At 36.3% G+C, this 14,014-nt stretch carries 17 protein-coding genes; 6 read left to right on the top strand and 11 right to left on the bottom strand.

What is annotated here, in order from left to right:
* Positions 1-90 precede the first annotated feature (90 nt).
* Genes fmt through GN157_RS05455 form a run of 3 tightly spaced genes read right to left on the bottom strand, consistent with a single transcriptional unit; the run spans position 91 to position 3,474 of the window.
* The gene (gene fmt, locus GN157_RS05465) at positions 91-1,038 is read right to left on the bottom strand and encodes a methionyl-tRNA formyltransferase (protein ID WP_157482099.1); all 948 of its coding nucleotides are present in this window, start codon (positions 1,036-1,038) and stop codon (positions 91-93) included.
* Entirely contained in the window at positions 1,038-2,930 is a 1,893-nt protein-coding gene (locus GN157_RS05460) for a RecQ family ATP-dependent DNA helicase (RefSeq protein ID WP_157482098.1), read from the bottom strand. The genes fmt and GN157_RS05460 overlap by 1 nt, the downstream gene beginning before the upstream one ends.
* Before the next feature lie 7 nt (positions 2,931-2,937).
* On the bottom strand, positions 2,938-3,474 hold the full coding sequence (locus tag GN157_RS05455; protein WP_035130252.1) for an AAA family ATPase: 537 nt from the start codon (positions 3,472-3,474) through the stop codon (positions 2,938-2,940).
* Between the two features lie 164 nt (positions 3,475-3,638).
* On the opposite strand from GN157_RS05455, the gene GN157_RS05450 reads away from it, so the two are divergent.
* Complete coding sequence (locus tag GN157_RS05450) at positions 3,639-3,794, top strand: hypothetical protein (RefSeq protein ID WP_157482097.1); 156 nt, start codon at positions 3,639-3,641, stop codon at positions 3,792-3,794.
* A gap of 93 nt (positions 3,795-3,887) precedes the next feature.
* Here the strand turns inward: GN157_RS05450 and GN157_RS05445 are convergent, their stop codons facing one another.
* The 4 genes from GN157_RS05445 to GN157_RS05430 all read right to left on the bottom strand — a co-directional run bounded on the left by GN157_RS05445 (position 3,888) and on the right by GN157_RS05430 (position 6,387).
* Complete coding sequence (locus tag GN157_RS05445; RefSeq protein WP_157482096.1) at positions 3,888-4,691, bottom strand: SRPBCC family protein; 804 nt, start codon at positions 4,689-4,691, stop codon at positions 3,888-3,890.
* A 169-nt stretch (positions 4,692-4,860) separates the two neighbouring features.
* Positions 4,861-5,085, bottom strand: a complete 225-nt coding sequence (locus GN157_RS05440) for a hypothetical protein (RefSeq protein ID WP_035130248.1) — start codon at positions 5,083-5,085, stop codon at positions 4,861-4,863.
* 250 nt (positions 5,086-5,335) lie between these two features.
* Positions 5,336-5,551 carry a hypothetical protein gene (locus tag GN157_RS05435; protein WP_035130659.1) on the bottom strand — a complete coding sequence of 72 codons (216 nt, stop codon included), beginning with the start codon at positions 5,549-5,551 and terminating at the stop codon, positions 5,336-5,338.
* A 5-nt stretch (positions 5,552-5,556) separates the two neighbouring features.
* Positions 5,557-6,387: a hypothetical protein gene (locus GN157_RS05430; RefSeq protein ID WP_157482095.1), complete on the bottom strand. Its 831-nt coding sequence runs from the start codon at positions 6,385-6,387 to the stop codon at positions 5,557-5,559.
* Positions 6,388-6,680: 293 nt separating this feature from the next.
* Here GN157_RS05430 and GN157_RS05425 point away from each other — a divergent pair, with 293 nt between their 5' ends.
* Positions 6,681-6,914 (top strand): hypothetical protein, encoded by a 234-nt coding sequence (locus tag GN157_RS05425; RefSeq protein WP_157482094.1) that lies wholly within the window; start codon positions 6,681-6,683, stop codon positions 6,912-6,914.
* Between the two features lie 111 nt (positions 6,915-7,025).
* Positions 7,026-7,256, top strand: a complete 231-nt coding sequence (locus tag GN157_RS05420; protein ID WP_157482093.1) for a hypothetical protein — start codon at positions 7,026-7,028, stop codon at positions 7,254-7,256.
* A gap of 28 nt (positions 7,257-7,284) precedes the next feature.
* Here GN157_RS05420 and hisS read toward each other — a convergent pair whose 3' ends face one another.
* A complete protein-coding gene (gene hisS, locus GN157_RS05415) occupies positions 7,285-9,000 on the bottom strand; it encodes a histidine--tRNA ligase (RefSeq protein ID WP_157482092.1) in 1,716 nt (571 codons plus the stop codon).
* A gap of 168 nt (positions 9,001-9,168) precedes the next feature.
* Between hisS and GN157_RS05410 the strand changes: the two genes are divergently transcribed.
* Positions 9,169-10,410 (top strand): ABC transporter permease, encoded by a 1,242-nt coding sequence (locus GN157_RS05410; RefSeq protein ID WP_157482091.1) that lies wholly within the window; start codon positions 9,169-9,171, stop codon positions 10,408-10,410.
* A 9-nt stretch (positions 10,411-10,419) separates the two neighbouring features.
* Here GN157_RS05410 and prmC read toward each other — a convergent pair whose 3' ends face one another.
* Both prmC and GN157_RS05400 read right to left on the bottom strand, forming a co-directional pair.
* Positions 10,420-11,265 (bottom strand): peptide chain release factor N(5)-glutamine methyltransferase, encoded by an 846-nt coding sequence (gene prmC, locus GN157_RS05405; protein ID WP_157482090.1) that lies wholly within the window; start codon positions 11,263-11,265, stop codon positions 10,420-10,422.
* Positions 11,255-11,755: a GNAT family N-acetyltransferase gene (locus tag GN157_RS05400; protein ID WP_157482089.1), complete on the bottom strand. Its 501-nt coding sequence runs from the start codon at positions 11,753-11,755 to the stop codon at positions 11,255-11,257. Before GN157_RS05400 ends, prmC begins: the two co-directional genes overlap by 11 nt.
* Positions 11,756-11,831: 76 nt before the next feature.
* Here GN157_RS05400 and ribD point away from each other — a divergent pair, with 76 nt between their 5' ends.
* Together ribD and GN157_RS05390 are read left to right on the top strand one after the other, a co-directional pair.
* Positions 11,832-12,890: a bifunctional diaminohydroxyphosphoribosylaminopyrimidine deaminase/5-amino-6-(5-phosphoribosylamino)uracil reductase RibD gene (gene ribD, locus GN157_RS05395; protein WP_157482088.1), complete on the top strand. Its 1,059-nt coding sequence runs from the start codon at positions 11,832-11,834 to the stop codon at positions 12,888-12,890.
* Complete coding sequence (locus tag GN157_RS05390; protein ID WP_157482087.1) at positions 12,883-13,500, top strand: HAD family hydrolase; 618 nt, start codon at positions 12,883-12,885, stop codon at positions 13,498-13,500. The genes ribD and GN157_RS05390 overlap by 8 nt, the downstream gene beginning before the upstream one ends.
* A 53-nt stretch (positions 13,501-13,553) precedes the next feature.
* On the opposite strand, the gene GN157_RS05385 is transcribed toward GN157_RS05390, so the two are convergent.
* On the bottom strand, positions 13,554-14,009 hold the full coding sequence (locus GN157_RS05385) for a hypothetical protein (RefSeq protein WP_157482086.1): 456 nt from the start codon (positions 14,007-14,009) through the stop codon (positions 13,554-13,556).
* Positions 14,010-14,014: the final 5 nt, after the last annotated feature.

Raw genomic sequence — 14,014 nt, 5'->3', positions numbered from 1 at the left:
TTCCGTTTTTTTGTTGATAACTTCAAGCTAAATGTTAATAAACTTGTTTGTTTTATTAAAATTTTCTTAAAATATCAGTATTCACAAGGGTTACAGCGCCTTAGCAGTATCAGAAAACTGCATTCCGTTAAGCAATTCATGAGCCGCCATTTTTTTCTTACCCGGAAACTGTAAACTCTTAACATTTAAGTAACCGTCTTTAACCGCAATTTTTATCTCTTTCTTGGTGCTTACTATAGCACCTACCGCTTCATTTGGTGTAACCGAATCAAAAGCTGTTTCATACACTTTTACATTCCATTCCTGCCCGTTATCTGTAAAATATGTCCATGCGGCAGGATAAGGACTTAACCCTCTTACTAAGTTATGAATTTCAGCTCCGGTTTTAGACCAGTCTATCTTGCAGTTATCCTTATTCAACTTATAAGCTGTTTTTATATCGGCAGTATCCTGTTGTATAGTAGTATCGGCCTTACCTTCTTCAATGAGATTAAGAGTTTTTATAACTGCACCCTTACCAAGTTCCATAAGTCTGTCATGTAGCTCTCCGGCTGTCTCATTCTCCCCAATACTAACCTCCTCTTTAAGTATCATAGCACCGGTATCAATTTTCTCATCAATAAAAAACGTAGTAACACCAGTTGTAGACTCACCGTTTATAACGGCCCAGTTTATTGGAGCAGCCCCTCTGTATTGAGGTAGCAACGATGCATGAAGATTAAAAGTACCCAACTCAGGCATTTTCCATACAGCTTCAGGCAACATCCTGAAAGCCACTACCACATGTAAGTTAGCATTAAGTGCTTTTAATTCGGCTAAAAAAGATTCATCTTTAAGATTAGTAGGCTGTAATACCTGTAAACCTTTTTCCAGCGCATATTCCTTAACTGCCGAATACTTTACCTTTTGCCCCCTTCCGGCAGGCTTATCGGGCGCTGTAATAACAGCAGCAATATCATAGTTATTATTATATATAGTATCGAGTATTCCAACGGCAAATTCCGGCGTACCCATAAACACGATTCTCAGCTTATTCATTATTTTAATATATATTGATTATTGGTATTAATCTTAATCTTATCGTTTTCTAAAAGTATTTGTATTACAAAGATAACCTCATCGGGCGTAAGCTCAAGCTTTTCTTCAATATCTCTTGAAGATAAAGCCTCACTACTTATCAGCTCTAAAACCTGTAAAGCCATCTGCGAAGGATCTTTTACTTTTTTGTTTTTTGTTATGCAGTAAGAGCATATTCCGCAATCTTGAGTAGCCTCCTCATCAAAATAGGTAAGTATGAGTCTGCTTTTACAGGTTTGCGTATTTTCAATATAACTAATAACAGCATCAAACTGCTGTGTTTTAATATTATTTTGCTTTTCCAGGAATTTAGCTACCCTGTTAATAGTTAGCTCATCCTCCCTCACCTCATTAAAAGTTAGCTTACTGTCGTTACCCAAACTCCTAAAGGATATTACTTGCTTTTCATGAAGCCTTTTAAGTACCTGCATTAATTCCTCTTCGCTTATCTTAGCTTTCCTAACAATTAAATCGGTATTTAGACTTGTCTCCATATCAAACACACCCGGATAACTCCTTAAAATGATCAATATAGCCTCTTCATCATTCCTATTAAGACTAATGTAACGCATCACCTCCTTACTCGGAATCAAAAACTGTATGGTTACTTTCTCAGAAAATTCTTTAGACAAAGTAACTATCCCCTGCCTATCCAAAAACTGTAGCGCATTATACGTTTTAACCACAGGCAAATCATACTGCCTGCAAAATATATTGAGATTAAAAGCAAAACTTTTGTTTATCCCCTCTCCATAAGCTATCTGGAGATAATTATTAAGCCTAACATACACCTGTTTTAAAAACTTTTTATCAGGCAATACTTCTAAAAACTGATTTTTTCCTATCTGGGTATCAGCCTTATTTACCAACAGTACCGCAAAAGCTTTCTCACTATTACGTCCTGCTCTACCGGCTTCCTGATAATAACTTTCCATATTATCGGGCAACTGTATATGAATCACAGTTCGAACATTAGGCTTATCTATCCCCATACCAAAAGCATTTGTCGCTACCATAACTTGAGCCTGCTCGCTCATCCAGAGCTGCATATTTTTTTGCTTTTCTGAAGAAGTTAAACCTCCATGGTAAAAAGTAGCCCTGAAACCTAACGACTCCAACTGACGGGAAACATCGTAACACGCCTTTCTGTTTCTTACGTATATGATGGAAGGTTGCGGATTTTTAACCAACATCTGTTGTATGCGGTGTAGCTTATCTTCGGTCTCAAAAACCATGTAAGCCAGATTCTTCCTTGCAAACGATTTGATAAAAACAGCCGGATCATGTAACTCCAAATGTTTTATCATATCTTCCCTTACCCTTTTGGTAGCCGATGCCGTAAGCGCCATAAAAGGCACATTAGGCAGGTATTTTTTTAAAACCGAAACTTTAAGGTATGCCGGCCTGAAATCATGCCCCCATTGTGACACACAGTGTGCCTCATCTATAGCTACTAAATTTATGGGAAGCTCTTTAATTCTCTCCAGTATCCAGTCGGCCTGAAGCCTCTCTGGAGAGAGGTATAAAAACTTATAATTACCGTAACGGCAGTTATCCAGTAAATCACTAATCTCATCGGTAGAAATACCTCCTGTAAGTGCAATTGCCCTTATCCCGATGCGCGACAGATTCTCTACCTGATCTTTCATTAACGCTACAAGCGGAGACACCACAAGGCACAGTCCCGGAAGCATCATTCCCGGAACCTGAAAACAAACCGATTTACCCCCGCCGGTAGGCATTACCGCGAGCGTATCTTTTCCGTTTAAAACAGATTGTATGATTTGTTCCTGAGGATCCCTGAAGCTTTCGTACTTCCAGTACTTACTAAGAATATCAAGGGGTTGTTGCATAGTTATATTACGAAAGATGCTCTAAGATAAAAAGAATTCTGTTATCCAGCGTTTCTTTTGGCACTTCTATTAAGTTGTAGCCGTAGTTTGTATAGGTTTCAGCCAAATGATCGGCAATCAGTTTAGCCTGTTCAAAATTCTCATAACGCTCTTCATCAGGAGTATATATTTCTTCCCAGGGCGGTAAAAAGAATATTTTAGTATAGCGGTGATTTTTACACGCTTCATCAAAAAAAGCCGGATAAGCATCTCCAATATAGTGCATATAAGCCAACACATCCGGTATGCCTCTATCCAAAAAAACTACCGGAACCGTTTCCTGTTGTGCCTGTGAGTGCTGTTTTTTACGACCTTCCAGCAAAAGCTCACTAAACAGCAAAGGCTTCTCTAAGAATAACTGCTCTATACCCTGCCTACGGGCTTCCAGTGTTACCTGACGTGAAATTTCAGGGTAACAGATGTACCCCCTTTTAGCAAGTTCGTTAATCAAAGATGTTTTTCCCGAACCCGGTCCTCCTATTATTACTACTATCTCCTTTTCCAAAACAATGTATTAAAGCACAAAATTAATCAAACTTACAAAATAGCTAAACATGGCACGTTATTTGAATATTTTAAACCAAAACATTATATTTAACGCAATGTTAAATGTTTTTTACTAAAAAAACGCGTTATATATATTTAATGACGTAATAAAGAATAAATGCTATGAAGGACACAGGAAACACATTAACGCGAAAAAAGAAGTATGCACACTATTTCTCTTTTAAAAGAAAGGATGCAATTATACGATATATTGAAATTGCCGTGATTACCATTATGGCGATAATGGTAATTGGTGGTCTATACGGAATTTTTAACTAGATTTTGCCAATTCGTTTTAAATGAAAAACTCCCCTTTAACAGGGGAGTTTTTTTATACAATAAGGCAAGATGCAGAAATTGGCACTGGTTAAATTAAGGCATAGGTGCATTGCCGGCCTCCATATAATTTTTAAAACCTTCAATATCTTTAGTTATCATTTTCTCAAACACTGGGTTAAGTAGTTTAGCAGCCGCTTCACCTGCCGCTCCCATTGGAGCTTTATAGGAGATAGTCACCTCTACATCTGTACTGCTACCGTTGTCTTTAAATCTTACTTTTCCCGAATTATGAATAGCAGCTCCTGCAAGCGAATGCCAGCTTAGCAATTCATTTGGTCTGTCGTCCAGTATTTCGGCATTCCATGAAATAGTACCAAGTCCTCCCGGAACTTTTGCTTTCCATTCAGACACACTATCAGTTACCTGCCTAACACTGTCAAGATGCTCCATAAATAGCGGCAACGACTCTAGGTGTCTCCAGGCATGATATACCTCAGCAATATGTTTATTAACCGTAAAAGCAGATGAGATAGTCACACTACCGCCTTTTAGTAATTTTGAATTACTCAAAGCATCATATGCCGGGCAGTACCCACTAATACCTCTAAACAGCATTGTACCTGCCGTAATACCCTCAAGTACTTTTCTTTCATCTTTTTTACTAAGTGCCCTGTATAATAAATAAGCACCGCCTGCTATCATCAAAGCTCTTTCTGCTTTCCCTACATTAACATGCAGTCCGGGTACTATACTCTTTTTCCCATGCAGGTATTCATCTGCCTCCTCATGATTAGTAACCGAAGCATATCGGTTGGGATCAGTACCGGAGGGGTCGTATTTAGAAAAATTTCTTTTTAAGTTCCCTGTTTCTTTTCGCTGTATCACTTTTGTTTCCATGACTTCACTTTTTTGAGATTGTTTTGATTAATTGCCTCATATAAAGTTATTTAATATTCAAAACAGCAACAGCCAACTATATGATAAAGTATTCTTAAGGATGTGATAAAAAACTAAAAACCACCCTATTGGGTGGTTTTCTATCTAAAATATTTTATGTTATATGTATTTAACCGAAATGTACCTCTAGTATGTCTATTTCGTCTTCTTTCACCTCATTATTGTTATCGGCAATGATATTGATTCCCGAAACGCGTAATGATTTCACTTTGTTTTTTCCTGCTTTTACCAGTCTTTCAAAGTTAGACGGGTGAAGCATTAGCATTACATTTCCTTTAAGGGCATTTGTTAGAATAAATCTCTTAATGGTAGCAAGGTCGATGTTTTTTCTCATGGTAACGTGGTGTTGGTTAATGTTACAAAGATGAGATTTAAACCTTTAAAATTTTGGTAAGAAAAAGCCAATAAATGTTTAAATTTTCCTAAAAATTTATTTTATCGATCAAACACTTGATTTTATCTTTTAACTACCATAATAATCAATAAAATACAGTAAAAAGACAATTTTTAACACTTTAGAACCTCATCCAAAAAGCTTAATTTTTAAGTCTTTTTTAACAATTGAGTTAATTACACCTTAAAAATCAGTCTTCATAACCACACAAAGTACGTCCCTTATCTTTAGCCTCTTTAAGTGTAACTTCTTTAATATCGGCTTTACAGTTTGAAAGTCCCCTACAGTTTTTATTGTAGTGATATCGTTTTGAACTTTTACCCGTACATATATACACATCACTTTCCCCGCTTCCGTTAAAAGCAGTAAGAGGAACAAGCAACAACAGCAGTAAAAGTTTTTTCATAATTATTACTCTTTCTTTTGCTTGGCGGCGTTAAGTCCTTTTTCCCAAGCCGAACGATCTATAATATAAAACTCATTTTTAAAACAGTCCCAAACCGACACTTTAGTTTTAGATAACACATAATGCTTTTCCCAGTTTGTATATGGGCTATAAAGCATCAGTACACAAACATCGGTAGCTGTTATAATATCATCTTCGGTATGAGCATGCAATGAATTAGTTTCTGAAGAATTACCACTATAATTTACCGGAGTCATACTACTATGCAGTTTTTCAACATTATCAACCGTATTATCATCATTAAAGGTAATAAGATAATCGTTTCCAAAAATAACTACATTGCCTTTTTTAGGCCCCGTAAAAAAGTAAACCATTTTTTTCTCTTTATAAATAAGAGGTACAGGGTTAAAAGAAGTATAGTTATAAAACTCAAAAACAGGATTTCTGTTAAGTTCTGCCATTGCTTCCTTTCTTATACTGTACAGGTCTTTTTCATAATCACTAAACTCCCTTGCAACCGTATCAATTTGAGCTCTTACAGATAAATAAGTATCATCAAAAGAAAACACTGCTACAGTTTTAGGCACAGTATCCCTATCATAAAAAACACAAATGTTCCTGTCATTCTCTGTATAAGAAAAATATCCTCCTGCAAGTTTACTTTTTTCAGGAAAGCGATCTAAAAACATCTCTGTTCCCTGCCATGATGCCTTTTCTGATTTATAAAGAAGTTTGCCCTGCTCCATAATTTCTTTCTCATTATGTTGTGAAAACAAGCTTGTTGGACAAAAAATTGTAAGTAGTAATAAAGTAGTTAGTTTGGAAATAAACCTCATTTGGTATGCTATTTAAAGAAAAAGCAATTTTAATTAATTTTCACATGGCAAACATGAATTTTATTTAAAAATTGGTTGTTAAAAATGTTTTTTAACAAAAAATATAGTAATATAACAGATTGTCAGCTTTTTAACTTCTGTTAAAAACTCAAAATTTATTAACATTTCTCTAACAATATTTTACCTACATCGTTTTTTTAAGTGTTAAAATTTAAAGTTTTAACAATTTTAACTAAACTTAATTCAGTAGAATATCTATTTTTATCGAAACATAAATAAATAACCAAACGCTTATGGAGAAAATTACTTTTAACGCTATGCGTGAATTTATTATTGAGAATGAATTAACAGACAGCGTGTCTATCACGTTGCATCCGGACAATTTCGACGAACTTGTTTTGGACTATCTGGACTTTAATGACAATCAAATTGAACGTCCGTTTGAAATTCTTGGAATTGAAATCCTGCAGGATAACTCAGGTGACATTCCTAAAAGCAAAATCCATATAATGGAAACTGCTCAATAATTTTCACTTTACGACCAAAAAACAATCTAAACCCCGCTTAAAGCGGGGTTTTATTGTATACATAATATTGTAATATTTAAAACATAAAACCATAAGCCAACCAACAACATTATGCATAATGGTAAAATAAATTTTGCAGGAATACGAGATTATATTCTGGAAAATGAATTGACAGATAGCGTGGCAATTGTATTGCATCCTGATAGTTTTGACTCCCTGGCTATGGACTACATATCACAACACGGCTTTATGGAACGCCCTTTTGAGATATTAGGAATAACTATACTGGAAGATACAACAGGCAGCATATCCCGAAACAAAATCGAAACAGTTGAAATATAAAAAGCCTCCCGAAAGGGAGGCTTCTTTATTATTGAATTTTATTTTTTAACTCTTCTAAGCTTACCTGCTCCTGTTCTCCGGTAGCAAGGTTTTTTAGGGTAAAGGTATTATTGTTTATCTCTTCGTCACCTGTTAGTACCGCAAATGGTATTCCGCGCTTATCAGCGTGCTGGAACTGTTTACCAACCTTAGCCGAATCAGGATAAAGCTCCGATTTAATACCTGCACCTCTTAACTGTTTTACAGCTTTCATGGCATATAATGATTCTTTATCTCCAAAGTTGATAAATAGCACTTTAGTCGATTCTGTAACGGTATCAGGGAACAGGTTAAGCTCCTCAATCACGTCATATATACGATCAAGACCAAAAGATATACCTACACCACTCATATTCTTTAACCCGAATATACCAGTAAGGTCATCATATCTTCCGCCACCGCCTATAGAGCCTATTTTAACTCCGGCAGGTGCCGAAACTTCAAATATAGCACCTGTATAATAGTTAAGTCCGCGTGCCAGTGTTACATCAAGATCAAGGGTTGATTCTCCTAAACCAATAGCAGCAACATTATCACATATAAAACGAAGTTCCTCAACCCCTTTCAGTCCTTCTTCTGATGTAGCCAGTAGCTCGTTTAACTTATCCAGCTTTTCATTTATACTTCCGGTAAAGTTAAATAACGGCTGTACTTTTTGTATTGCATCTTCACCAATACCCTTTTCAAGCATCTCTTTTTTAACCCCGTCTTCACCTATTTTGTCAAGCTTATCAAGAGCAACAGTAAAGTCAATCAGTTTATCTTTAGCCCCAATAACCTCAGCAATACCTGAAAGTATTTTACGGTTATTGATTTTAATAGTAACTCCGTTTAGTCCAAGCGACGTAAACACACCATCATAAAGCTGTACAAACTCTACTTCCTGCCATAATGATTTAGAACCTACAACATCGGCGTCACACTGGTAAAATTCCCTGTAACGGCTTTTTTGAGGCTTGTCTGCTCTCCATACCGGTTGGATTTGGTAACGCTTAAACGGAAATACAATATCATTTTGATGCTGTACCACATAACGTGCAAACGGTACGGTTAAGTCATAACGAAGTGCTTTTTCAGATATCTGGGAAGCATAATATGAGGAAAAATCAATACATCCTTTATTCGTTAACAGCATCATTTTTAAGCGATTAAAATCTGATTCCCAGTTAAGATTCAGGCTGATTTTTTTAATAATACTTAAGGCTGATTTAAAAATTTCATTCTTATTATCAATAATTAGATTTTTTAAGCTGTTTTTTTTAAAAGTCTGTTCTTCTAGACTTTCTAGTTTATTTTTCAAATCTAAAATATTGCCTTCTATCCAATTATCTATACTATTAATTTCAGATTCTGAAAATTTATCATGAATAGTTTTTATACTGACACTTGATTTAAAAGTTAAATCATTATACAGTCTAACAAAAAAACCATCTAAAACACTATCTAACAAAATCTTATCCTGCAAAAGAACTTCATTATTCTTTAGATAATCTCCACTATTTAAAATCTTAAAAATAAGCCTATCCCCTTCTTCCCCATATTTCCCCATAAGGGTAGATGAGTTTTCGAAGGTAGGAGTCTCAATTGGCTGAAATCCGAAAGTCTCAAAATGATGCTTTATCGCCGATATGATGTATTGACGCTTAGCCACCTCAGCAGGTGAAAAATCTCTTGTTCCTTTTGGAATTCCCGGTTTTTGTGCCATAGTAAATCTTATTTTTAATTTAAGTGCAAATATAATACAGTTTACCCTTTTTGGCTTACAGTTTATGTTTCTATTATAAGGTTTTGTAACGCTTTAAGTATACTTGGTAATTTTTACACTAAATAGCTAAAACAATTTATGTATTTTAGTGGCTAAATTGCAAAACCTATGTTTAGCCTGTTAAGGGAAAATACCAAAATTGCCTTTAGTTCTATCAAAACGCAACTGCTGCGCACCATACTTACCGTAATTATTATTGGTGTAGGTATATGGGCACTGGTAGGCATACTTGCTACCGTTAAGGTGCTTGAAAATACTATTACCGGTAACTTTTCGGCAATGGGAACCAATACGTTCTCTATTAGCCGTTATGACTTTTCCCAACAGATAAGACAAAACGACAGGACTGCAAAAGTAAACCCGAATATTACTTACCCGCAGGCAAAATCATTTCAGGACAAATACCATTTCCCAGCTTCGGCAGTATCGTTATCTTTTACCGCAGCGAGTGATATAGAGGTAAAATACGGTTCGGAAAAAACAGATCCTGAAATCAGCGTGCTGGGTGTAGACCATAATTTTATGGGTAACTCCGGACTGGAAACAACATCGGGCAGAAACTTCACCACTTTTGACATTCAAAACAACAACTACGTTTGTATTGTAGGTTCTGACTTTGAAAAAGGGCTTTTAAAAGATGTTAACCCAATAGGAAAAACAATATCTATAAGAGGCGCAAGGTTTAAAGTAATAGGTGTATTGAAAGAACAGGGATCTACCTTTGGCAACAGGCAGGATTTAAGGGTTTTATTACCTATACAGGTAGCAAGATCACTATTTACAGCTCCAAATATTAATTATGACATAAAGGTTAAAACCCAAAATAAAGATATGCTGGACGGCTCTATAGATGAGGCTACTATTACTATGAGAAGAGTAAGAAAGCTAAACCCTGTAGAAGAAAACAATTTTGGTATTGCCAGAAGTGACGAATTGCTACAACGCCTTATGTCACAAATCAATATTTTAAATTATGCTGCATGGTGCATTGGTATTATTACCGTTTTTGGCTCTACCATTGCCCTTATGAATATCATGTTGGTATCGGTAACCGAAAGAACCCGCGAAATTGGAGTACGCAAATCACTTGGTGCTAAAAAAAACACAATAGCCGGACAGTTTCTTACAGAAACACTTATAATAAGCTTTTTAGGTGGATTACTGGGAATCGTATTAGGTTTACTCACAGGTTATGGTGCATCACTATTAATGAAAACCGCCTTCCCTATGCCATGGGGAGCTACAATGGCCGCCTTAACAACAATTATAGTTGTTACTATAATATCAGGAGCTTATCCTGCTGTTAAAGCTGCTTCATTAGACCCGGTAGAATCTTTACGATACGAATAAATAAACTCTTTAAATATCGCACGATACCATACGGTCGTTACCATAAATATCCTTTTTAAGGATAACGTTTTTGTACCCTTCTTCCTGAAGCATTACAACCGTTTGTGGTCCTAAATACTGGTTTATCTCAAAGTAGATTTTCCCGTTACCGGTAAGCGAACTATCTCCCAGCTTAGCTATCTTTCTGTAAAAAAGTAATGGGTCGTTATCATCTACAAAAAGTGCCAGGTGAGGTTCATACTGCAGTACATTATTCTTTATTTCCTGCTTTTCCAAATTACGCACATAAGGCGGATTTGAAACTATAACATCAAAAGATTCCGGCAATGAGTCTGCCACAAGAATATCTTTCTCTATAAAAGTTACATCAGCCTCATTACGCACAGCATTACCTCTGGCTTTAGCCAACGCATCTTTAGAAACATCTATAGCGTAGACCTTAGCCTGTGGCAGATTTTTAGCAAGGGTTATAGCAATACAGCCACTACCGGTACCTATGTCCAGTATTTTAATATCTTTCTTCCCTTTATTTTCATCGATAATCCACTCTACAAGCTCCTCCGTTTCAGGTCGTGGTATCAGGGTATTTTCATCAACAAAAAACTCAAGTCCATAGAAATGAGCATTACCAAAAATATACTGTATAGGCCTCTCCTGCTCCAGTTGAGTTAATACCTCATTCCATTTAACAAGTTCTACCCTATCCAGTTCGGCATTGCTGTTCATTGCCAAGTCTACTTTTTTCCAGCCTTTAAGTTCTTCAAGGCATATGTAAAAAAGACTCTCCGCTTCGGCAGCATCATAGGCTTTGCTTAGCGTATCTAAAAAAAAGGCGCGATATTCTCTAATGTTCATTTGTGTTCAGTTCTTTTATCATCCACACAGGGCACGAATTGTGTCCGGTATTACCCATTGGAGCATCCAGATATACAAAACCTGATTTTTTATACAGTTTTTGTGCATCTTCCATATAAGGCATAGTTTCAAGATAACATTTTTTGAAACCAAAACCCGAAGCGCTTTCAAGACATTTTTTCATCATGAGGCTTCCTAAACCCAGTCCGCGTGCTTCAGCAAGAAAATACATCTTTTGCAGCTCACATACATCACTCGGTCCGTTCTCCAATGGTGCTATACCAGCACCTCCAATAATTTTGCCATTTTTCTCAATAACTAAGTAAACACTGTTATTTTGCGTATAAGTCTCAAACATACTGTCAAGTGACACATCGGCATAGGCAGTACCCACCTTAGGCACATTGTGTTCTATAAGCACATTGCGTATTACTTTTGCCACCGTTTTATTGTCGGCAAGTGCTATTGGTCTAATGATAACTGAATCCATAGTACAAAACTAACCAATAATGGATTTACGGCTGCACAAAACTTTGTAACTTTGATTTCTTACTACTTCATCGCCCATGAATCACGAAATATACATGCAGCGCTGCCTGGATTTGGCAGCAAACGGATTAAGAGAAGCAATACCTAACCCATCGGTAGGTGCAGTTTTGGTATACAATGATACTATTATAGGAGAAGGACACACCTCTCCCTATGGCGGACCTCATGGCGAAGTAAACTGTGTAAATTCGGTAAAACCCGAAAACCAACACTTAATACCGCTTTCCACACTTTATGTGAGCCTGGAGCCCTGCAGTCATTATGGAAAAACTCCGCCGTGTTGTGATTTGATTATACGGGAACAGATAAAAACCATAGTAATAGGCACTACAGATCCACATGAAAAAGTAGCAGGCAACGGTATACGCAAACTTAAAGAAGCCGGCAGGGAAGTGATTGTTGGCGTACTTGAAAAGGAATGCCGTGAATTTAACCGTCGCTTTTTTACCTATCATGAAAAAAAGCGTCCCTATATCATTTTAAAATGGGCCGAAACAGCCGATGGCTTTTTGAGTCCGTTACCGGAAACAAGAAGTAAAGAGGATAAAAAACCCGTATGGATTACCAATACCTACTCCCGCCAGCTGGTTCACAAATGGCGTAGTGAAGAGATGGCTATACTGGCAGGAACCACCACTGTATTAGACGACAACCCTAAACTGGACGTAAGAGACTGGACAGGCAACAATCCAACACGTATAATTTTAGACAGAAAAAACCGAATATCTGATAATTATTTTGTTAAAAAACAAAAAATAAACACAATTATTTTGACAGAAAAAGAGAATTTACCTAATTTAGGGAATTTCCTTTTTGAAAAAATAAATTTTGATAGTAATCTCCCACAAACGATTGCTAATGTACTTTATAATCACAACTTACAGTCGGTTATAATTGAAGGTGGCAGGCAAACCCTGCAAACGTTTATTGATGCAAACCTGTGGGACGAAGCAAGGGTTTTTAAAGGTAAAACCCTTTTTCATGAAGGAATAAAAGCGCCGGCATTACAAGCCACAGCAAAAGAAAAGTACTTTGTACTCAATGACGAACTTTTAATTTTCAGAAATCATGATTAACACTATCGTATTTGATTTTGGCGACGTTTTTATCAATAAGGATAATGAAGCCCGCGACAATGCGCTGAAAAAACTTGGACTAAAAGAATGGACCGAAGAACTAAACCAGCTGGAAAAAAAATTTGAAACCGGAAGAGTTAAGGAAGATGCTTTTATAAGAGGAATTAAAGCCTATATCCCAAATGCCGATCCAATTGCAATTAGAGAGGCATGGAATGCCGGTATTGGTGACTTCCCCTTACACAGACTGGAGTTTTTACAAAAACTATCGGCCAACTATCGTTTATTTCTTCTAAGTAATACCGACCCTATACATATAGAAAAATTTGAGCATGATGCCGGGGCATCATTCTACATGGATTTTTATCAGTGTTTCGAACGTGTATATTTCTCTCATGAAATTGGTGTTAGAAAACCGGAATCTGAAGCGTACACTTACATTATAAACAATCACGATATTCAGCCAAAGCGCACCCTGCTTATAGACGACAAAAAGTTTAATACTGATGCCGCCGAACTATTAGGTTTTAAAGTATGGACCATAAACCCGGAAATGGAGGATGTAACAGAGCTTTTCAATAAAAAAATCATTTCCCTCGAAGAGGTATAAAAAAACAGCACACATTGCTGTGTGCTGCCTTTAAATAATTTTATATCTTATTATTACTCTGCACTTTCTTCTTCTGCAGAAGTATCGGTTTTAATACCTATCAGGATTTTATCATAAGAATCTGTGTAAAACAACAGGTTTCTTGTTTCAGGCAATCTGCCATCAAAATCATGCTGCATCAAATAGCAACTTACTTTATCAATCACTTCCTCATCATCTGGCACAATTACATAAAGGCTTATTTTTTGATTATCTCTTTCTATAAAACCTAAATTGATGTCGTATTTATTATCAAAAAGCCCTTTTAGGGTTTCAATAATATCTGCAGCTAATTTTTTATCGTCGTCAGAAAAGGTATAACCACCATTACCTACTTTTTTAAGTTCCATAGCCTGAAATGCCGACATTTCAACACCACAGTGTACTTTATTGGTTTTATCTTTTCCGCAACTTGTAAGGAATATTGCTGCACTAAGGACAAAAATTGATTTAATAATATTTTTCTTCATAATAA

It is taken from the genome of Flavobacterium rakeshii, assembly GCF_009741375.1.
GTDB lineage: Bacteria > Bacteroidota > Bacteroidia > Flavobacteriales > Flavobacteriaceae > Flavobacterium > Flavobacterium rakeshii.
Note: the sequence above shows the minus strand (reverse complement) of the source record. Positions and strands in the feature narration are given on the sequence as shown.